Below are 19,742 nucleotides of genomic sequence, written 5' to 3'. Positions count from 1 at the left end.
CACACCGCCCTGACCATGCCGTCGACCGGAGCGCGCGGCGACCTCTGCGGAGGCGTGGGCCGTGACCACAGACGACGCGCCGGGGCGGCACAGGCGCCGTGTCGTCACCGCTCAGACTCCTCGGCTACTCACCGGTACACCTGGCCGGGCCATGGGTATAGGTTGGACGCAGCGGACGACCGAACGAAGGAGTGACCCATGCTCGAAACCATCACGTCCTATGTCGCGATCGGCGACTCCTTCAGCGAGGGTCTCATGGACCCCGACCCCGACGGCACTCCCGATCGCTTCCGCGGCTGGACGGACCGCCTCGCCGAACTCCTCGTCGATTCGCCCGCCGCCGGGCCCGAACTCCTCTATGCGAACTTCGCGATCCGCGGTCGCCTGCTCCAGGGCGTCATCGACGAGCAGGTGCCGAAGGTCCTCGACCTCAAACCGGACCTCGTGAGCTTCTGCGCCGGCGGCAACGACTGCCTGCGCCCGCGCACGGACATCGACGGTCTGGCCAATCAGTTCGAACGCGCCGTCATCGCGATGCGCGAGGAGGGCATCGAGGTCGTCATGGCCAACGGCTTCGACACCGAGACGATGTCGCCGCTGCTCCGCGCGGTCCGCCCCCGGGTCGGCGTCTACAACGCGCACCTGTGGACGATCGCCCAGCGCCACGGCTGCCATATGGTCGATGTCTGGGGTCTGCGTCCGCTCTACGCCGAGGACAAGTGGGCCGAGGACAAGATCCACCTCTCCCCGGCCGGCCACGACCTCGTCGCCCGGCAGGCGCTCGCGACGCTCGAGTCAGGGCATTCGCTGCCGACGACGGGATTCGGAATGCCCCCGCGCACGACCCGGGCGATCCGCGAGGTCGTCGTCGAGGAGTCGAAGTGGGCGCGCGAGCACCTCGCCCCCTGGGTGGGCAGGCGCTTGCGCGGAGAGTCCTCCGGTGACAAGCTCTCTCCCAAGGTTCCCGATCTCTCCCCCGTCAAGCGCATCGTCGTCGATGAGGAGCACGTCGAGGGCAGGGACATCGAGGTCGAACGCATCATCAGCGACGACGCAGTGAGTGAGGGCAGGAATGACTGAATCGACGAATCCGGGATCACCGGCACGCCGGCCCACCGAGGATGAGCGCAGCGACGCCCTCGATGCCCTCGGCCAGACGCTCGGCGGCGCACCGAACGTCGTCCGCCACGCCTACGGGGACGATGCCGACCAGTTCGTCGAGGTCCACGGGGACCCGGCGACCGCCTCGGCGGTGGTGATCTTCGTCCACGGCGGGTACTTCCGACCCTCGATCGACTTCGTCCACGCCCGACCGCTGGCGCAGGCCCTGGCCGAGCGCGGGCTGCTCTGCGTGCTCGTCGAATACGGGCGCATCGGCGGGCAGCCGCGCTGCCTCACCGACGTCACCGCCGCGATTCGCTTCACCCAGGACGCTCTCACGGGGTGGGGCGTGCCCGCCGCGGCGGGCGAACGACCTGTCGTCGCCGGTCATTCGGCGGGCGGCTGCCTCGTGCTCAGCTGGGCAAGCCACCTCGGCGCGGACGGCCCGGAAATCCGCCTGCGTCCGCTCGCGCCGATCTCGGATCTGCTCCGGGAGGTCAACGACGGGCTCGCCGACGGCGCGGTGCTCGACTACATGGGGGCGCCACCCCAGGAGGACCTCGCGGCCTACCTGTGGCAGGATCCGCGCTCCCGGGCGGTGCTCATTCCGGCCCGCGCCCACGCGCACATCATCCACGGTGACGCCGACGGAATCGTCGCAGTGTCGTTCTCCGAGAACTATCCGGCGCCGCTGACGGTCCTGCCCGGCGCCGATCACATGGACCTCGTCGACCCCGAGTCGTCGTACTTCCCGCAGGTCGTCGAACTCCTCCTCGCCGACCGCTGAGCCGCCGCCTGCCGCGGCCACCCTTCGGGCGCTGAGCACCGTAGCGCTGAGCACCGCGGCGCAGGAGTGCCGGGCACCCGGACGGCGGCTCAGTGACGCGGTGCCGTCTGCGTGCCGGGGCCGTTCTCGATGCCGGTGCGGATGTCGAAGAGCTCAGGGAAGAACGTGAGATCAAGGGCCTTCTGGAGGAAGCCGACGCCGCTCGAGCCGCCGGTGCCGCGCTTCATCCCGATGATGCGCAGAACCGTGCGCATGTGGCGGTAGCGCCAGAACTGGAAGTTCTCCTCGAGGTCGACGAGCTCCTCGCAGCTCTCGTATTCGAGCCAGTACTCCTCGGGGTTCTCGTAGATGATCCGGAAGGTCTCGAGCAGCTCCTCGTCGAAGGTGTGCGCCACCGACACGTCCCGGTCGAGCACCCGCTGCGGGACCGGGAGGCCCCGGCGGGCGAGGAACCGGAGGAACTCGTCGTAGACGCTCGGCTCCTCGAGGTACTGCCGCAGCACGGCCTGGGCCTCGGGTTCTGCGTCGAAGACCTTGAGCATGCCCTTGTTCTTGTTGCCGAGCAGGAACTCGACGGCCCGGTACTGCCAGGACTGGAATCCCGAGGACTGTCCGAGTTCGTCGCGGAAGCCCACGTACTCGCTCGGCGTCAGGGTCGCGAGCACCGACCACTGCTCGGTGAGCGTCTTCTGGATGTGCTTGACCCGGGCGATGCGCTTGAGCGCGAGCTGCAGCTGATCGGCCGCGATGAGCCGCCGGGCGTCGAGGAGTTCGTGGATGACGAGCTTGAACCACAGCTCTGTCGTCTGGTGCTGGATGATGAAGAGCAGTTCGTCGTGGTGCTCGGGGCTGCTCACGGGATGCTGTGCGCTGAGCAGATCGTCGAGGTCGAGGTACGACCCGTATGTCATCTGCTCCCGCAGGTCGGTGTGGATCTCGTCCTCGAGCGCGCGCTCGTTCTTCTCCGCCGTCGACGTGTCGTGTGTCATGTCACCAGCATGTCATGGCTCGGCGCGAGCCCGGAATTCGGTGGCGCCCATCGGCTGGTGTCCTCCCTCGCCGAGGCGACGCCCCCCCTGACCTGCTCACCTCCCGCCGGGCGGGCGGCGTTCGGGTTCGGCGACGTCGCGGACGTGGTCGACGAGGTCCTTCCACTCCCCCGTCAGCTCCTTCTCCCCGAAGCGGGCGTAGCCGAAGCGGCTCTCGATGAGATAGACGTAGCGATCTGCCGAGGAGGGGCCGGGGGCTGCCTGAGCGCCGGGGGCATCTGCGCTGCCGTCCTCGCCGTCCTCCCGGTGCGGCCAGGGCAGGTCCGCGACTCGTTCGCCGAGCTTCTCCGGCTGCGCCGTGGCGTCGATGTTGAGATCCCATACGACGAGGAAGCCGCCGATCCCCCCGCTGCGCTCGACGAGGACGTGACCGAAGCCGCGCTTGTCCGCGCCGTCGCCCGAAGCACCGCCGCCCGAACCGCCGCCGCCCGCTGCCCCGCCGGCACCTGCACCGCCGGCGGCCGCCTCGGCGTTCACCAGCTGCTCCCGCGGTTGCCCCGCTGGGAGGCTCCGGTGTCGACGCCGACGGTCGTCCATCCCTCGATGACGGCATCGTGGACGTCGGAGCCCTCACCGAACTGCGCGGCAGCCTCGGCGACGGTGAGCGCCGCGAACTGCGCGAAGTCCGTCTTCGTCGTGATGTCGGGGCCGGTGAGCACGGCGTACCAGACCTGGCCGACGGTCTCCCAAGCCGGCCCGCCGAGGCTCGTCGCCGCGACCGCGAACGCGCGGTTGGGGATTCCGGAGTTGAGATGGACGCCGCCGTTGTCGGACTCGGTCGTGACGAAGTCGTCCATGTGCGCCGGCTGCGGATCCTTGCCGAGGACGTCGTCGTCGTAGGCAGTGCCGGGTTCGAGCATCGAGCGCAGGGCCTTGCCGGTGACCGCCTCGGTGAAGATGCCCGCGCCGATGAGCCACGTCGCGTCCTCCGCGGACTGACCGGCCGCGTGCTGCTCCGTCAGCGCACCGAAGACGTCGGCGATGTGCTCGTTGAGGGCGCCCGGCTGGTCGAAGTACTCGAGGTCGGCGGTGTTCGTGATGACGCCGTGGCTGAGTTCGTGGCCGATGATCGACAGGGACCCGGTGAAGCTCGTGAACACTTCGCCGTCACCGTCGCCGAAGACGAGGAGGCGGCCGTCCCAGAAGGCGTTGTCGTAGTCCTGACCGTAGTGGACGCTTGCGATGAGCGGCATCCCGTTGCCATCGAGGGAGTCCCGGCCGAACGCTTCGGAGAAGAGGGCGTAGGAATCGCCGAGGCCGTCGTAGGCTTCGTTGACCGCTTCGTCGGCGACGGGGGCGTCCCCTTCGGCGCGGACGAGGACACCGGGGAGGTCCTCTTTGTTCTGGGCGTCGTGGACCTGACGGTTCGGTCCCGCACCGGTGGCCTGCTGGTCGGCGCTGACGTTCCGTGCGGTGGCGCCGTCGAAGGATGGGCGCAGACCCTGTGCGCGGAGCTCACGGACCCGCTGGTCCTGGGCGAGGAAGGAGCGGGCGGCGACGGCGGCCTTGGGGAACTTCGTCGCGCCGTTCTCGGCGATGGCGTTGAGGAGGTAGGGCGGGACGACGGTGGACAGCGTTGGCAGATCTGTGCGTGTCATGTGACCAGGCTCTCACTTCCGTCCGAGATTTCAATGGGAGTTGCCTCAATTCGCCCACTGCCTCGGCTGACCCGACCGCCACCCGACCGCCTCGGCGGGGATGAGGACACCGGATCTACACTGGCGACGTGCTCAAACCCATCCTCTGGCCGGTCCTCATCCCCTCACTGCTCTTCGCGGTCGGGCTGGGATCGATCCTCCCGATCCTCGTGCTCGGGGCCCTGTCGCTGGGGGCGACAGCGGCGTTCGCGGCGGCGATCGTCGGGATCATGGGCGCCGTCTCGCTCCTCGCCACGGTGCCGGCGGGACTGCTCATCGACCGCCTCGGCGATTTCCGTGCGATGGTCGTCGCCACGCTCACCGCGATCGTCGTCCTCGGGGCCATCGTCGCCGCGTTCGTCTGGGAGTCGCCGGCCTCGATCATCGTCTACACCGTCGCGCTCATGCTCTTCGCCCCGGTCTCCGATGTGTGGAACCTGGCCCGGCAGGCCGTCGTCGCCGAGGTGATGCCCGCCGCCGATCTCGCGAAGGCGATGACGGCGCTCGGCGGGAGCATGCGGGTGGGCAACCTCCTCGGCCCGATCATCGGCGCCGGCCTCATGCTCGTCTTCCCCCTGTGGTCGGTGTTCGTCTTCGCCGGGGTCGCGGGGCTCGCCGCGATCGGGGTGATGGCGCTGCCGATCGCGCGCATCCCCGACTACCCGGGCACGCGGGTCGGCGGCAGCACTGGGAAGGCGCAGGCACACCCCGCCGAGGCGGTCGCCCCGGCCACCGATGACCTCGCAGTCGGCGGCCCCTCCGCTCCGCCTCGGCGGGCACGGCTCGACGTGCGCTGGGGCGCGGTCGTCCTCGTCGGGATCTCGATCATGACGCTGACGATCGCCCGGTCGGCTCAGCCGGTCGTCATCCAGCTGTGGGGCGTGACGATCGGACTCCACGAGTCGGAGATCTCGCTGCTCATCGCGTTCGGCGCCGGGCTCGAACTCGTCTTCATGTTCCTCGGCGCCTACATCAAGGACCGGCTGGGCCGGATCGCCACACTCGTCGCCTGCCTGACGATCTTCGGCTCCGGGTTCATCGTCATGGTCTGCGCGCCGAGCCTCATCGGCATGATCGTCTCCGTGGGCATCATGGCCGTCGGCAACGGCCTCGGCGCGGGGGTGAACATGACGATCGGTGCAGACCTCTCTCCCGCCGTCGGACGCGCACGGTTCCTCGGCGTCTGGGCGATCTTCTCCAACGGGGGCAAGCTCGCCGGGCCGACGCTCATCTCGCTCGTCATCGCCGTCGCGTCCCTGCGCTTCGGGGTCCTCTTCACCGGTGTCTTCGCGATCGCCGGCGCGCTCTGGGTGCTCGTGTGGGCCAAGCGGATCGGGCTGCCCGGTCGCGCCGATGGCCGCAAGCGACGGGCGAGCCGGGACGACCGCCGCGCCGCGCGCACCTCGGCGGGCGGGTGAGGGCCCCTCGCGCAATCATGGCAGGCACGGGACAGCTGTCGTCGCGCACCTGGAACCGGTGCGGAGAACGCACAGGGGCGGCACTCGGTTCCTCGAGTGCCGCCCCTGACGAGTGAGCCCCCTGTCAGACTCGAACTGACGACCTTCGCTTTACAAGAGCGGTGCTCTACCAACTGAGCTAAGGAGGCGGTTGCGCCTCCACGATAGTAGTGCATCCGGGCCATGGGCGACAAAGCCGTCAGCCCACGCAGGCGGTTTGCGGTCGGTTCACCGAGGGGGTTCTCCCGATGCGCCGTCTCCCGCTCGGTTCTCTGACCGCAGACGGGGACCACGCCCGCTGAGCCTCGCGATCCGGACGGGGTGCCGGGCCGACGAGACCGCAGACGAACGGCCGGCCGCACCGGGGCGAATGCCCGGGTGCGACCGGCCGTGCGGTCCGGTTGTCTCGAAAGACTCAGTCCCCGCGGAGGTACAGCCCCGCGGACGGCCGGGTCAGTAGCGATCGGGTCAGTTCTGGACTTCGCCGGTGGCCTGGAGGATCTCGACGGCGAGCGCCTGGGCGTCGCCGGTCTGCTGGGTCGGCTGACCGTTGATGAGCACGGTCGGCGTCGCGTCGACTCCCGAGTCGAGGGTCTCCTGTGTGGTGTTGGCGACGTACTTCGCGAAGGTCTGATCCGTCACGCAGCTCGCGATCGTCTGCTCCGGGTCGGTCTGGAGCGGCGCGTTCGTGTCGACGCCGGCATCGGTGGCGACCTGGAGGAGCTCTTCGTCGGTGCGGCCGCTCGTGCCCTCCTGGGGCTGCTGGGCGAACATCGCGGCGAAGAAGTCCGCGGTCTTCTCCGGCTGCGCGTCGACGACGCAGGCGGCGATGTTCGCCGCGCGGGTCGAGTACTCGTTGCCGTTGGAGAAGCGGTCGAGGATCGCGATCGGCTTGTACTCGAGCACGATCGAGCCCTCGTTGACGAGGTTCATGAGCATCTCGGTGTTCGTGTCCTCGAACGCCTTGCACGCCGGGCACTGGAAGTCGATGTACGCGGTCACGGTGGCCGCGTTCTCCTTGACGCCCGCCTCGGCGGGGGTCGGCAGGCTCGATTCCTCGCCCTCCGGCATGTTCATCGGCTGGACAACCGTGTTGTCCCTGGCGACGTTGACGCCTCCGGCGACGTAGTTCGAGGGAGTCACGGCCGGCTGCGCCTGCTGCACGATGAGCAGCGTGACGACGACGGCCACGGCGACGACGACCACGCCGATCCCTGAGTAGAGGATCGTCTTGGCGGTCTTCTCCTTCTTCGCCTGAGCTGCTGCGATCTGGCGGGCGTTCTCGCGTGCCTTGTTCCGCCTCTGCTCAGCGGAGTTGTCTTTCGCCATGGTTCCTCACGTTGTCGATCGTCCGACTGGGGCCGGTCCCCGTCGGTGCGCCGACTCAAGGACCCGTCGAGCGGTCCATTCCCTCGACGCCCCCACTGTACCGAAACCGTCTGTGGCGCGGCTCCCAGTGAAATTCAAGGTTCAATCACCTCATTCGCCGAGGCGGCAAGCCTCCCTGACAGGGCCCATCAGCGGTCATGCCGGTGGGCGTGGCGCGGGAGCGTCGCCGCATCCGCGGTGCCTGCACCCTGGTCATCCCGCGCTCACACAGGACCGGGCAGGTAGGTGAAGGGGCTGACCGGCAGCGGCCACCAGTTCATCGCCGCCCCCGAGGTGATGACCATGATCGCGAGCACGGTGAGCACGACGATGACTCCCAGGGCGATAAGGCGGCCCAGCCCGCTGCGGGTGGCACCGCTGACGAGAAGGCGCGAACCGTAGCGCAGGCTCGCCGCGCCCGGACCGATCCACAGCACTAGCGCCCCGGCCGCGGCCGCCGCCCACACCGACCACTGCTCGGAGAGGTCGCCGGGTACGATGCCGGCGACGTCGAGTCGGGTGAGGACGAGCATCGCGATGCCGGCGACCGCCGGCAGCAGGAACGTCGCAACGGACGTGAGCACGGAGGCCAGCAGGGCTCCCGGCGCCGAGGCGACCGACCGGAGCGTGCCCCCGCCGTCCTCGCCGCGTTCGTACCGGTACTTCTGGACCTTTCGGTCCAGCCGTGTCGCGGTGCGGGCGAGCACCGACCAGGCGAAGGCGAAGGCCGTGATGACGAGCGGGCTGAGCGGAGTGATGGCGACGGCGAAGACGATGAGGGCGAAGACGACCCAGCCGCCCGTGCGCACAGAGCGGTACGTCATCGGCGCCCACGGCGGATTGTCCGGGCCGCCGGACCAGTCGCCGGAGGGTCCACCCGCCGGCGCGGTGCCGCCGTGGCCCGCGCCCTGCCGGCTGCCGCCGATGTCGGCGCCGGCCATCTGCGAGCCGGGGCCGACCTGGATCGCGCCGTTGGGATTGTGGATCGGCCCGGCGGTCGCCTGGCGCATCGCACCACCGTGGCCGCCGGCGCCCTGACCGGGGTACTGCCCGGGAGGCTGATCGAACCGCTGTCGCATCTGCGGTTGTCCCTGCGGGGAGGACAGCGGCCCGCGCATCTGCCCTGGCATCTGACCGGGGTGCCCTTGGCTGACCTGGCCCTGACCGATCTGGCCCTGCCTGAGCTGGCCCTGGCTGAGCTGGCCCTGGCCGGGCTGCCCTTGGCTGACCTGTCCCTGGTTGTACTGCCCCTGACCCAGCTGCCCCTGACCGGGGACGCGTCCCTGGCCCGCAAACGCTTGGCCGGCCGGTCCCGGACCGCCGCCCTGGGCGAAGGCGGCAGGATCGGCGACCCGCGTCGGCGGGTTGCCGGCACCGCCGGAGCCCATCGCGCCTGCAGCCGCCCCGCCGAGCGCCGCTCCACCGACAGCCGCTCCGCCAGCAGCCGCAGCAGCCCCGCCGGGGTACCCGCCGCGCAGCGACCCGCGTCCCTCAGCGGTGTCCTCGACGGCCGGCATGACCGCGGTGCGCTGCACGGAGCCCTGACCGGACCCCGATCCGAGCTGCGGGGGCCTGCCCGACTCGATGTCGACGAGCGCATCGAGGATCATCTGACCGCTCGGGCGCCGCTCCGGCTTCGGATCGAGGCACGCCTTGAGGAGGGGAACGAAGTTGGGAGGAGTGTCGTCGAGGTCGAACTTGCCCATCGCGACGCGGCCGAGCACCGCCTCGAGGGGTCCGGCACCGTACGGGTTGCGTCCGGTCGCCGCGAACGCCATCGTCGCCGCCCACCCCCACCAGTCGGTCTTCTCGCTCGAGGCCTTGCCGTCGGCGATCTCCGGGGACAGGTAGCCGGGGGTGCCCATGACGAGTCCGGTGGCCGTCACCCGCACCTCGTCGGCGACCTGGGCGATGCCGAAGTCGATGACCATCGGCTCGCCGTCCATGATCATGACGTTCGCGGGTTTGAGGTCACGGTGGATGACACCGGAGTCGTGGACGGCGCCGAGAGCGTCGAGCAGGGCATGGCCGAAGTGAACGAGCTCGTCCTCGGCGAAGGGACCGTTCTCCCGGACGTCGTCGGACAGGGTCTGACCGTCGACGAATTCGGTGATGATGAACGGCTGCGCGGAGTCGAGCTCGGCGTCGAGCACCTCGGCGATGCGGGGGTGGCGAATCCGCCGCAGCGTGCGCACCTCCCGGGCCAGCCGTTTGCGCGCGGTCTCGTCACTGGCGATGTGCGGATGGAGGACTTTGACGGCCACAGGATTGTTGCCGCCGTCGACACCGAGGTAGACGACACCCATGCCGCCCGAGCCGAGCTCCTCGATGAGGCGGTAGCCTCCCAGATCCTGAACCATCACGGTCTCAAGGGTAGTCGAGCGAGTAGAGTTCGTTCCAAGCAACGACACATGAGGAGGCGCAGATGAGCACCGTCGACGCCACTGAGAACGCGACTGCGGACACGTACGGCGACAGCGATTTCGTCGTCGTGGCCAACAGGCTTCCCGTCGACCGCGACGCCAGCGACCCGGACCGGGAATGGCGCACTTCACCAGGAGGTTTGGTCACTGCGGTGGCTCCGGTGATGAAGGCGCAGGAGGGGGCGTGGATCGGCTGGACCGGTGTGCCCGACGTCGAGTTCGAGCCCTTCGAGATCGACGGCATGCACCTCATCCCCGTGACGCTGACAAATGAGGATGTCCTCAGGTACTACGAAGGGTTTTCCAACGCCACCCTGTGGCCCCTCTACCACGACGTCATCGCCCCACCGGAGTACCACCGGACATGGTGGGATGCGTATGTGCGGGTCAATGAGCGCTTCGCGGCCAAGGTCGCGGAGGTGGCGGCGGAGTCCGCGACCGTGTGGGTCCACGACTACCAGCTCCAGCTCGTCCCGCAGCTCGTGCGCCGGATGCGCCCGGATCTGGAGATCGGCTTCTTCAACCACATCCCGTTCCCGCCGTTCGAGCTCTTCGCGCAGCTGCCGTGGCGCGATGAGATCCTTCGCGGCCTCCTCGGCGCCGACCTCATCGGCTTCCAGCGGCCCGCGGATGCCGCGAACTTCCGACGCGCGGTGCGCGGTCGCCTCGGCTTCCAGACGAAGGGATCGACGGTCACCGTCCCCGCCGGTGACGAACTGCCCGCGCATCTCGTGCGCGCCGAGGCGTTCCCCATCTCGATCGACACCCCCTACCTCGAGGAGCTCGCGCGGGATCCGGCGATCATCGAGCGCGCCGCCCAGATCCGGGAGGAGGTCGGCAACCCGAAGGTCATCATGCTCGGCGTCGACCGGATGGACTACACGAAGGGCATCCGGCACCGCCTCAAGGCCTACGGGGAGCTGCTCGCCGAAGGCCGGCTCAACGTCGAGGACGTCGTCCTCATCCAGATCGCCACGCCGTCGAGGGAGCGCCTCGAGCAGTACAAGCTCATCCGTCACGACGTCGAACTCGCCGTCGGCCGGATCAACGGCGAACAGGCCGACATCGGCACGATCGCCGTCCACTACCTCCACCATTCCTATCCGCGCGATGAGATGACGGCGTTCTTCATCGCCGCCGACGTCATGCTCGTCACCGCCCTGCGCGACGGCATGAACCTCGTGGCCAAGGAGTACGTCGCGTGCCGCCTCGACGACGACGGCGCGCTCGTCCTCTCGGAGTTCGCCGGCGCCGCCGAGCAGCTCGCCGGCGCCGTCCTCGTCAACCCGCATGACATCGGCAACCTCAAGGCCGGCATCATGGAGGCCGTCACGATGGACCCGAAGGCCCGGGCCCGGCGGATGCGGCAGATGCGCAAGAAGGTCAAGACCGACACCGTGACCGCCTGGTCGAAGCGGTTCCTCGGAGAGCTCGAAGCCATCCGTGCCAACCCCGAGGCCGTCGTCCCGGACCGTCCGGCGGCCGCCGGGCGCCCCGCGGCCCAACCGCCAGCCCCCGAGGCGGTGCCGGTGACCCCGGCCCCCGCGGCGGCCCCACCGGCATCGACGTCGGCGGCCTCGGCCTCGACGTCGCCGGCATCGCCGGCCCGTCCCGCCGCGCCGGCGTCGAGCGCCGAACCGCAGCCGCCCGCCCCTGAATCCCGTTCCGCGACTTAGGAGACCCCGTGACCTCGGACTCGACCTCGATGCCGCCTGCCGTTTCCGATCCACTCGTGCCCCCGCTCGTCGATCCCGGCGAGATCGATCTGCGCCCGCTCGCCGAGGCGGACGTCCTCCTCGTCGCCCTCGACTTCGACGGGGTGCTCGCCCCCCTGCAGGACGATCCGTCCCGGAGCCGGGTGGTGCCCGCCTCGGCGGCGGCGATCGCCGAGCTCGCCGGACTGCCGCGCACCCAGCTCGCCCTCGTCTCCGGTCGTGACGTCGAGACGCTGCGCAGGCTCGCCTCTCCCCCGCCGGAGACGATGATCGTCGGCTCCCACGGAGCGGAGATCGACCTCGGCGACGGCGGTGACGACTCCTCCGACGAGGCGGGCGCGACTCCGGCGGAGACGTCCGCCGCCGAGGTGAGCATCGCCAATGCCGAGGACAGCGACGACGAGGCGGCGGCTGAGCAGCGGGCCGCGGAGGCGAGCGCTCTGACCAGCGACGAGACCGCTCTGCTCGCCGCGATCGATGACCACCTCACCGAGCTCGCCCGGGTCAGCGACCGCGACGGCTTCGACCTGCGCATCGAGTACAAGCCGTACTCGCGGACCGTCCACACCCGGGGCATGGCGCCGGGGCTGGCGAAGGAGCTGCGCAAGCACGTCGTGTCCGTCCAGTCCGAGCACGGGGGCATCCGCGTCATCGAAGGCCACGACATCACCGAACTCGCCGTGAGCCAGGCGACGAAGGGCACCGGCATCCGCGCCCTCGTCGGCGCCGTCGACCCGACGGCCGCGCTCTACCTCGGTGACGACATCACCGACGAGGACGCCTTCGCGGAACTCGCCGACATGGACGACGAGCTCACCGGGGTGGGCATCAAGGTCGGGGAGGCGCCGACGCAGGCCGAGTTCCGCGTCGCCGATCCCGACGCCGTCGCCGCGCTGCTCACCCGGCTCGCCGAGCAGCGGCGCGGGTTCACCGCCGCTGCGGGGGAACCGCACTCGCCCGCAGGACGAGATCAGGAGTGACCGAGTAGTCGACCCGCGCCGCAGTGCCGGGATTCGCGATCATCGCGAGCACCTCGTCGAGGGCTGACGCCGCGACCGTCTCCCAGTCGTAGCTGACCTGGGACAGGGGCGGGGCGATGACGTCGGCATCGGGCATGTCGCCGACCGTGAGCAGGGAGAGGTCGCGAGGCACATCGAGTCGGGCCCGCGCGGCCGCCTCGAGGATGCCGAACGACAGGGACGGGGCACACGCGATGACGGCGGTGCAGCCGATGTCGAGGAGCTCCTCGGCGGCGGCCACTCCGGCCATCGGCCCGCCTGCGGCTTCGACGACGGGTGCCTGGTCGCGGGTCGCGGGGATGTGGAGGACCGCGGCCATCGACTTCCGGAATCCCGCGATGCGCGCGGCCGCCGCGGTGTCTCGGAGCACCGCGAGCCCGATCCGCCGATGTCCGAGGTGGACGAGATGCTGGACGGCGGTGGCGATGCCGTCGGTGGCGTCGAGGATGATCCGTGAGAGTCCGTCGCCGTGGCGGGCGTTCGAGACGCGGATGAGCGGCAGTCCCCGCGTGGAGAGGCGGGCCGCGAGCGCTCCGGCCGCGCCCCCGCCGAGGACGATCGCCCCGGCGATCTGCGGGCCCGCCGCCTGCGCGGCGCCGTTCGCCGCCGACCCGGAGGTCTGCGCAGCCTCCGGCCCGGAGTCGTCGGGGCGCGGTCCGAGCAGGGATTCGGTGAGCTGGTCGAGGCGCTCGGCCTCGGCTTCGACGTGGACGACGGCGATGCCCTGGGCGAACATCCGATTGGTGAGGATCTCGAAGAGATGCGTGTACGGGTCGACGTTGCCGGCCGGGGCGGCGGGACGCACGAGCGCGATGAGGGGCACCGCGGCGGACTCGGCCGCCGGGACCTCGACGCCGAGGACCGCGAGCGCCTGGCGCACCGCGGCCAGGGAGGACCCGGAGACGGCCTGCGGGTCGCGCAGGGCCCGGGAGACCGTGGCCTTCGAGACTCCGGCGAGGTCGGCGATGTCGGCGAGGCGGACTTGCCGGGACTGACCGGCGCTCACTGTCGGGCCGCCGCGGTCGAGCCCCTCGCCAGGAGGCGGGGACGGAAGACGGGAGGCACCGACGGCAGCGGCGCATCGGTGAGCTTGAGCGTGCTCAGGGTGGCGTCGATGAGGGCGGTGGAGAGACCGTCGACGTCGATGCCGAGCACGGTGGCCGGTGGGCCGGTGAACTTCATCGTCGGGGAGTCCCCGAAGCCGACGAGCGACATGTCGCGCGGCACCTGGAGGTGCCGGTTGCGCAGCCCGTGGAGCGCCCCGTGGAGTTGGAGGGCCGATTGGACGATGACGGCCGTGCACGTCGCATCCTTGAGTTCGAGGACCGCCCGCGACCCGCCCGAGAACGACTTCGGCACCGGGGCGATCCAGTCCTCGAGCGGCAGACCGAAGGAGCGGGCGGGATGTTCGGCAAGGAACCGCTTGATCAGCTGCGCGGCGAGTTCGCCGGTGTCGTTGCAGATCAGTCCGATGCGGCGGTGGCCGATCGCCCGCAGATGCTCGAACGCGGTCGTCATTCCCCCGCCGAGGTCGAGGCGGGCGGCGATGATGTCGCCGCTCGCGTTCTCCCCACCGCCGGCCGACTGCTCGTCGACGCGGATGCAGGGGACCGTCGTCTCCAGTGAGGTCAGTGTCGGGGTGACGAGGGCGACGGCACCGGCGGCGATCGCGAGGTCGAGCGGGGCCGACTCTGTCTCCACCGGCGGCCGGGTGATGAGCAGGCCCCGGTCCTGCAGGGCGGTGGCGACTCGGGTGCACACCTGGGTCTGCCAGTACTCGGGGTTGCCGGGCGCGCCGACGGCCACGAGCCGCCGCGGCGCCTCGGGCAGCAGCGTCGAACGGGTGTAGCCGAGGGCGTCCATCGCCTCGAGGACGGCGGTGCGCGTCGTCGCTGAGACGGTGCCGCGGCGCCCGATGACCCGTGAGACCGTCGCCAGCGACACTCCCGCCCGGGCGGCGACCTCCTCCAGCGTGACCCTCATACCGCGAGTGTACGGTCAGTGGCCCGCCCACCGGGAACTGCGCGGTCACGGCTCTGCCGACCGTCACGGGAGACGTGCCCGGATCCGTGCAGGGGGTGCCCCGCCCCGCACCCGAGAGACGGTGGCTGGGACACCCGGGCCCCACCTCGGCGCGGGGACCAACCCTCATCGCACGGCCGTCCGTCTGATTCCCCGGCAGGACACCTGACTTGCGGCAAGGCACCTGGTCGCGTTCAGCCCGTCCTCAGGCGGGAGGGCGGGGCCTGTCACAGTGCTGAGAATCACTCTACGCCGTGTCGAATTTCCTATCGTCGCCCTGCGCGCACCGCATAGGATGAGGGGTGTTGGGCAACTCCGCCGGGGTACCGGCGATCATCTGCTCACGATCGATGGAGAAGGAGTTGGCATGTCAACAGTGTCGTTGAACGGTCTCAGCCATGTGTATGAGAACACCGTGTCGCCCTCGGTCCATCCGTTCAATCTCTTCATCGACGACGGCGAGTTCCTCGTCCTCTACGGCCCGTCCGGGTCGGGCAAGTCGACGATCCTGCGGATGCTCCACGGACTCGAGGCGCCGAAATCGGGCACGATCCTCATCGACGGCGTCGATGTCACGCACGCGGCGGTCAACGACCGCGATGTCACGCTGGCGCTCGAGTCCTACGCCCTCTACCCGCACATGAGCGTGCGCGACAACCTCGGGTTCGCTCTCCGCGTCGACGGCCTGCCCGCCGAGGAGATCGCCGCCCGCGTCGAATCCGTGGCCGCGACGATCGGGCTGCGCGACCTCCTCGACGCCGTTCCCGGTGATCTCTCCCCGCTCCAGCGGCAGACGATCGCCCTGGCCCGCGCGGTCGTGCGCCAGCCGAAGGTCCTCATCATGGACGAACCCGTCGTCAACCTCGTACCCGAGCACCAGGCCGACACGATCCGCCTCATCAAGGACCTCCAGCAGGACTTCGGGCTGACGACGCTCTACGCGACGTCGAACCTCGAGGACGCGAAGGTCCTCGGCGACCGCATCGCCTTCCTCGACCGCGGTCGGCTCATCGGCGTGGAGAAGCCGGAAGTCGCCGAGGCGCTCGTCGCCTCGGCTGCCGACCCGGAGGTCTGAGCCGTGGCCGGCTCCCCGCCCGCACCGGCCGCTCCCCCGACCGAGACCGGCCCGCTCATCCACGCCATCGACCCGACCGACCAGGCGGCGCTGGCCGGCCTGCCCTGGGAGCTCCCGCTCGAAGACTGGCCGGCCGACATCATCGGCGGGATCCCGCGCGGCATCTCCCGGCACATCGTCCGGTTCATCGAGAACGGCGCCGAGGTGCTCGCGATCAAGGAGACCGAGGACCGACAGGCGCTGCGCGAGTTCGACATCCTCGGCGTGCTCGAGAACCTCGACGTGCCCAGCGTCGAACCGCGGGCCTACATCACCGGCCGCCGCACCCCCGACGGCGAGTCCCTGCCCGGGGCGCTCGTCACCTCGCACCTCGACTTCTCCCTGCCGTACCGGGCGCTGTTCTCCCGGTCGCTGGCCGAGGACACGGCCGGTCGCCTCGTCGACGCGCTCGCCGTACTGCTCGCCCGGCTCCACCTCGTCGGGTTCTACTGGGGCGATGTCTCCCTGTCGAACACGCTCTTCCGCCGGGATGCCGATGCCTATGCCGCGTACGTCGTCGATGCCGAGACCGGAGAACTCCACGACCGCCTCTCCGACGGGCAGCGGGAGATGGATCTGCGGATCGCTAGGACGAACATCGCCGGGGACTTCCTCGACCTCCAGGCCGCCGGGCTCATCGAGGCCTCGGTCGATCCCCTCGCCGCCGGTGACCGCCTCTACGAGGCGTACAACGGCCTGTGGGCCGAACTCACCCGCGTCGAGGAGTTCTCCGTCAACGAACGGTGGCGCATCGACGAGCGGATCCGCCGGCTCAACGATCTCGGGTTCGACCTCGGCGAGCTCACGGTGACGACGGACCTCGACGGGGTCAGCCTCCTCGTCGAACCGAAGGTCGTCGAACCCAACCACCATTCGCGGCGCCTGCTGCGGCTGACGGGGATCGGGGCGAACGAGAACCAGGCGCGGGCGATGCTCAACGACCTCGACTCGTACCGGACGGCTCCCGGGTTCACCGGGGGTGCGCACGGTTCGGGTGAGCACCCTGCGGAGCTGAGCGAGGAGGAGGCCGCGCGGATCTGGCTCGACGAGGTCTACAAGCCGCTCTTCGGGGCGATCCCCGAGAGCCTGATGAACAAGCTCGAACCCGGGCAGATCTTCTACGAGTTCGCCGAGCACCGGCGGGTCATGGCCCACGCCCGGCAGCGCGACATCCCGCTGCGGGAGGCGATCGCGTACTTCATCATGGACGATCTCGCGAAGCTGCCCGACGAATCCCGGTACGTCCAGCCCCCGCCGCGGTGAGGTGCCCCGCGGACGCGGCGGCAGTGACGCGGACAGCAGGGCGAACCTCGGTGAGGTGAACTAGGGTGAGCGCAACGGCACCCGCAGGCAGGCACCACGCGTTCGCGGGCGCGCACCACCGCACCCTGACCGGCGACGATGCCGGACGGAAAGGACCTCCGATGACCCCGGACCCCACCATGCCGACGAACGCGGCCAACCCGTCGATCCCCTCCCTGTTCGACCTCGGCGGGCGCACCGCCGTCGTCGTCGGCGCCGGGTCCGGGCTCGGGCAGGCGAGCGCTCTCGGCCTCGCCGACGCCGGCGCCCGCGTCATCGCCGCCGACCTCAGCCCCGAGGGCGCCGCCGAGACGGTCCGCCTCATCACCGAGCGCACCGGCATGGGCCGACATGACGGTGCGGGCGGCAGCGCCGAGGCGGCCGTCGTCGACATCACCGACCCGGTCTCCGTCGACGCCCTCCTCACCGCTCACCCCGACGCCGAGATCCTCGTCATCACCCCCGGGGCCAACGTCCGCAAACGCCTGACGGCGACGACCGACGACGAGTTCGATCGGGTCATCGACATCAACCTCAAGGGCACGTACCGGCTGATGCGCGGGTTCGGTGCGCAGATGGCGCAGCGCGGACGCGGGTCGATCGTCACCTACGCGTCGTTCAGGGCGCTCACCGTCGAACCGGGCCAGGGCCTCTACGCGGCGGCGAAGGCCGGGGTCGTCCAACTGACGAAGACCCTCGCGAGCGAGCTCGGGCCCGACGGCGTGCGGGTCAATGCGATCCTCCCCGGCCCCTTCGACACTCCCCTGACCCAGCAGATCAAAGCCGACGAGGCGTGGTGGGAGGCCTACGCCGACAAGACGGCACTGGGCCGGTGGGGACGCCTCCACGAGATCGCCGGGCCGGTCCTCTTCCTCGCCTCCGACGCGTCCTCGTACGTCACCGGCACCTCCCAGCTCGTCGACGGCGGGTGGATGGCCCACGACGGTCGGTTCACCCCCGACGTGTGAGCGGCCTGCACGATCACCCCCGCACAGCCACCCTGCCTGTCTCTGCCCACATCGCCACCGTGGGCGAGCACCCCAGGACGACCCGCTGCATCACTCTCCACGAACCACCGTCCCGCATGAGCGGATCGGCCCAGCCGCCTCGGCGAATGTGATCTGAACCTCATCGTGCACGGTCACTGCGGGCGTCGTCCCAGGTGTGAGGCGGTTCACCCTGATCACGGTCAAACCTCGGTGTCAGCGGCCTGTGAACGACATGTGACAATGGCTCAATGAGTTCTCCGCAGCACACGCCTGCCCCACCGTCGGGGCAGGGCACAGGAATCGTCCGCCAATTGGGACGACGCAAGTCGATCACGAGCATGATCAAGGACACCGAGGATGCGAACTCGAAGGAGCTGCGGCGCACCTTCGGTGTCTTCCAGCTGACGATGATCAGCGTCGGCGCGACGCTCGGCACCGGCATCCTCGTCATCCTCGGCGAGGCCGTGCCGATCGCCGGACCCGGAGTGTGGATCGCGTTCATCCTCGCCGGCGTCACGGCCCTGCTCTCGGCCGTCAGCTATGCGGAGATGGCGGGCATGGTGCCCGTCTCGGGGTCGAGCTACTCGTACACGTACGCGACCCTCGGTGAGGGCGTGGCCTGGGTCTGCGGATGGTGCCTCGTCCTCGAATACGCCGTCTCCGTCGCCGCGGTCGCCGTCGGCGCGGCCGACTACGTCAACGAGACGCTGCGGATCTTCGGACTCGAGCTGCCCCCGGCGCTCGCCTCGGGCCCCGAACAGCCCGGCGGGGTCATCAACCTCTCCGCCCTCATCGTCGTCGCCCTTGCCACGATCCTGCTCATGCGCGGGGCGAAGGAGTCCGGCATCGTCAACACGATCATCGTGTTCGTCAAGATCGGCATCCTCGTCTTCTTCTCGATCGTCGCGTTCACCGCGTTCCAGGCCGGCAACTTCGAACCGCTGCTGCCGATGGGCGCGGCCGGAGTCACGGCGGCGGCCTCGGTCGTCTTCTTCTCCTACATCGGCTTCGACGCCGCCTCGACCGCCGGTGAGGAGGCGAAGAACCCGAAGCGGGATCTGCCGCGGGCGATCATCCTCTCGATGGTCATCGTCACGACGATGTACGTCCTCGTCGCCGTCACCGCGATCGGTGCCCGCGAGTGGGAGTGGTTCGAGACGTCGACGGCGCCGCTCGTCCAGATCGTCCACGAGATCACCCAGTCGAACTTCGCGGTCTTCCTCTTCGCCGCCTCCTCGGTGCTCGCGATCTTCTCCGTCGTCATCACCGTCCTCTACGGACAGTCGCGCATCCTGCTGACGATGTCGCGCGACGGCATGGTCCCGCGCCTCTTCGGTGTCGTCTCCCCGCGCACCGGCACCCCGCTCGTCGGCACGCTCGTCACCGGCACCCTCGTCGCGATCACCGCGGCGCTCATCCCGCTCGGCGAGCTCGCGAACGCCACGAGCATCGGCACGCTCTTCGCGTTCTGCCTCGTCAACGTCGCCGTCATCTACCTGCGCGCGACGAAGCCGGAGCTCGAGAGGACCTTCAAAGCGCCGCTGGGGTACACGATCCCCGTGCTCGGCGCGCTCGCGTGTGCGTTCCTCATGCTCAACCTCGGCGGCGTGACCTGGGCGGTCTTCGGCATCTGGATGCTCGTCGGGGCGCTCATCTACTTCGGCTACAGCCGCCGCCACTCCCGCGTCGGTGCGATGAGCGAGCAGGACTACCGCACGAGCCTCAACGCCTGAGGCGCTCAGCGCCCGGACCGGTGACT

16 protein-coding genes and 1 tRNA gene are annotated in these 19,742 nt (G+C 70.0%); 9 read left to right on the top strand and 8 right to left on the bottom strand.

Translation table 11 applies throughout. The features are described 5' to 3' along the window. Positions 1–198: 198 nt before the first annotated feature. Both FJ887_RS02710 and FJ887_RS02705 read left to right on the top strand, forming a co-directional pair. The gene (locus FJ887_RS02710; protein WP_249356890.1) at positions 199–1,080 is read left to right on the top strand and encodes an SGNH/GDSL hydrolase family protein; all 882 of its coding nucleotides are present in this window, start codon (positions 199–201) and stop codon (positions 1,078–1,080) included. Further along, a complete protein-coding gene (locus FJ887_RS02705; RefSeq protein WP_137826679.1) occupies positions 1,073–1,888 on the top strand; it encodes an alpha/beta hydrolase in 816 nt (271 codons plus the stop codon). Before FJ887_RS02710 ends, FJ887_RS02705 begins: the two co-directional genes overlap by 8 nt. An 89-nt stretch (positions 1,889–1,977) precedes the next feature. Here the strand turns inward: FJ887_RS02705 and FJ887_RS02700 are convergent, their stop codons facing one another. The 3 genes from FJ887_RS02700 to FJ887_RS02690 all read right to left on the bottom strand — a co-directional run bounded on the left by FJ887_RS02700 (position 1,978) and on the right by FJ887_RS02690 (position 4,535). Beyond that, positions 1,978–2,877: a tryptophan 2,3-dioxygenase gene (locus tag FJ887_RS02700; protein ID WP_140954811.1), complete on the bottom strand. Its 900-nt coding sequence runs from the start codon at positions 2,875–2,877 to the stop codon at positions 1,978–1,980. A gap of 96 nt (positions 2,878–2,973) precedes the next feature. Further along, positions 2,974–3,414, bottom strand: coding sequence for a hypothetical protein (locus tag FJ887_RS02695; protein WP_137826681.1), 441 nt, complete (start codon positions 3,412–3,414; stop codon positions 2,974–2,976). Next, positions 3,411–4,535 (bottom strand): M4 family metallopeptidase, encoded by a 1,125-nt coding sequence (locus FJ887_RS02690; protein ID WP_171007108.1) that lies wholly within the window; start codon positions 4,533–4,535, stop codon positions 3,411–3,413. Before FJ887_RS02690 ends, FJ887_RS02695 begins: the two co-directional genes overlap by 4 nt. Before the next feature lie 128 nt (positions 4,536–4,663). Here FJ887_RS02690 and FJ887_RS02685 point away from each other — a divergent pair, with 128 nt between their 5' ends. After that, positions 4,664–5,992 (top strand): MFS transporter, encoded by a 1,329-nt coding sequence (locus FJ887_RS02685; protein WP_137826682.1) that lies wholly within the window; start codon positions 4,664–4,666, stop codon positions 5,990–5,992. 115 nt (positions 5,993–6,107) lie between these two features. On the opposite strand, the gene FJ887_RS02680 is transcribed toward FJ887_RS02685, so the two are convergent. The 3 genes from FJ887_RS02680 to FJ887_RS02670 all read right to left on the bottom strand — a co-directional run bounded on the left by FJ887_RS02680 (position 6,108) and on the right by FJ887_RS02670 (position 9,759). Beyond that, a tRNA-Thr gene (locus tag FJ887_RS02680) sits at positions 6,108–6,180 on the bottom strand. Between the two features lie 319 nt (positions 6,181–6,499). After that, on the bottom strand, positions 6,500–7,360 hold the full coding sequence (locus FJ887_RS02675; protein WP_137826683.1) for a DsbA family protein: 861 nt from the start codon (positions 7,358–7,360) through the stop codon (positions 6,500–6,502). A 263-nt stretch (positions 7,361–7,623) separates the two neighbouring features. Continuing rightward, a complete protein-coding gene (locus FJ887_RS02670) occupies positions 7,624–9,759 on the bottom strand; it encodes a serine/threonine-protein kinase (RefSeq protein ID WP_137826684.1) in 2,136 nt (711 codons plus the stop codon). Positions 9,760–9,824: 65 nt separating this feature from the next. On the opposite strand from FJ887_RS02670, the gene FJ887_RS02665 reads away from it, so the two are divergent. Beyond that, a complete protein-coding gene (locus FJ887_RS02665) occupies positions 9,825–11,498 on the top strand; it encodes an alpha,alpha-trehalose-phosphate synthase (UDP-forming) (RefSeq protein WP_140954812.1) in 1,674 nt (557 codons plus the stop codon). 8 nt (positions 11,499–11,506) lie between these two features. Beyond that, a complete protein-coding gene (locus tag FJ887_RS02660; RefSeq protein WP_137825664.1) occupies positions 11,507–12,517 on the top strand; it encodes a trehalose-phosphatase in 1,011 nt (336 codons plus the stop codon). On the opposite strand, the gene FJ887_RS02655 is transcribed toward FJ887_RS02660, so the two are convergent. After that, positions 12,465–13,562 (bottom strand): LacI family DNA-binding transcriptional regulator, encoded by a 1,098-nt coding sequence (locus FJ887_RS02655; RefSeq protein ID WP_137825665.1) that lies wholly within the window; start codon positions 13,560–13,562, stop codon positions 12,465–12,467. The genes FJ887_RS02660 and FJ887_RS02655 overlap by 53 nt on opposite strands. Then, entirely contained in the window at positions 13,559–14,539 is a 981-nt protein-coding gene (locus FJ887_RS02650) for a LacI family DNA-binding transcriptional regulator (protein WP_137825666.1), read from the bottom strand. Before FJ887_RS02650 ends, FJ887_RS02655 begins: the two co-directional genes overlap by 4 nt. A 406-nt stretch (positions 14,540–14,945) precedes the next feature. On the opposite strand from FJ887_RS02650, the gene FJ887_RS02645 reads away from it, so the two are divergent. The 4 genes from FJ887_RS02645 to FJ887_RS02630 all read left to right on the top strand — a co-directional run bounded on the left by FJ887_RS02645 (position 14,946) and on the right by FJ887_RS02630 (position 19,716). Further along, positions 14,946–15,653, top strand: coding sequence for an ABC transporter ATP-binding protein (locus FJ887_RS02645; RefSeq protein WP_249356775.1), 708 nt, complete (start codon positions 14,946–14,948; stop codon positions 15,651–15,653). A 3-nt stretch (positions 15,654–15,656) separates the two neighbouring features. Next, positions 15,657–16,955 carry a DUF4032 domain-containing protein gene (locus tag FJ887_RS02640; RefSeq protein WP_137825667.1) on the top strand — a complete coding sequence of 433 codons (1,299 nt, stop codon included), beginning with the start codon at positions 15,657–15,659 and terminating at the stop codon, positions 16,953–16,955. 161 nt (positions 16,956–17,116) lie between these two features. After that, complete coding sequence (locus tag FJ887_RS02635) at positions 17,117–17,962, top strand: SDR family NAD(P)-dependent oxidoreductase (RefSeq protein WP_249356776.1); 846 nt, start codon at positions 17,117–17,119, stop codon at positions 17,960–17,962. Between the two features lie 269 nt (positions 17,963–18,231). After that, on the top strand, positions 18,232–19,716 hold the full coding sequence (locus FJ887_RS02630) for an amino acid permease (RefSeq protein ID WP_137825668.1): 1,485 nt from the start codon (positions 18,232–18,234) through the stop codon (positions 19,714–19,716). Positions 19,717–19,742 lie beyond the last annotated feature (26 nt).

Origin of the sequence: Brevibacterium sp. XM4083 (genome assembly GCF_006489205.2) — a bacterium.
GTDB lineage: Bacteria > Actinomycetota > Actinomycetes > Actinomycetales > Brevibacteriaceae > Brevibacterium.
This window is presented reverse-complemented; position numbering and strand designations above follow the sequence as displayed.

Excerpts from the sequence above, each read along its gene's own strand:
- FJ887_RS02710 (WP_249356890.1), top strand. The coding sequence starts at position 199 with ATGCTCGAAACCATCACGTCCTATGTCGCGATCGGCGACTCCTTCAGC.
- FJ887_RS02705 (WP_137826679.1), top strand. The coding sequence starts at position 1,073 with ATGACTGAATCGACGAATCCGGGATCACCGGCACGCCGGCCCACCGAG.
- FJ887_RS02700 (WP_140954811.1), bottom strand. The coding sequence starts at position 2,877 with ATGACACACGACACGTCGACGGCGGAGAAGAACGAGCGCGCGCTCGAG.
- FJ887_RS02690 (WP_171007108.1), bottom strand. The coding sequence starts at position 4,535 with ATGACACGCACAGATCTGCCAACGCTGTCCACCGTCGTCCCGCCCTAC.
- FJ887_RS02675 (WP_137826683.1), bottom strand. The coding sequence starts at position 7,360 with ATGGCGAAAGACAACTCCGCTGAGCAGAGGCGGAACAAGGCACGCGAG.
- FJ887_RS02670 (WP_137826684.1), bottom strand. The coding sequence starts at position 9,759 with ATGGTTCAGGATCTGGGAGGCTACCGCCTCATCGAGGAGCTCGGCTCG.
- FJ887_RS02665 (WP_140954812.1), top strand. The coding sequence starts at position 9,825 with ATGAGCACCGTCGACGCCACTGAGAACGCGACTGCGGACACGTACGGC.
- FJ887_RS02650 (WP_137825666.1), bottom strand. The coding sequence starts at position 14,539 with ATGAGGGTCACGCTGGAGGAGGTCGCCGCCCGGGCGGGAGTGTCGCTG.
- FJ887_RS02645 (WP_249356775.1), top strand. The coding sequence starts at position 14,946 with ATGTCAACAGTGTCGTTGAACGGTCTCAGCCATGTGTATGAGAACACC.
- FJ887_RS02635 (WP_249356776.1), top strand. The coding sequence starts at position 17,117 with ATGACCCCGGACCCCACCATGCCGACGAACGCGGCCAACCCGTCGATC.
- FJ887_RS02630 (WP_137825668.1), top strand. The coding sequence starts at position 18,232 with ATGAGTTCTCCGCAGCACACGCCTGCCCCACCGTCGGGGCAGGGCACA.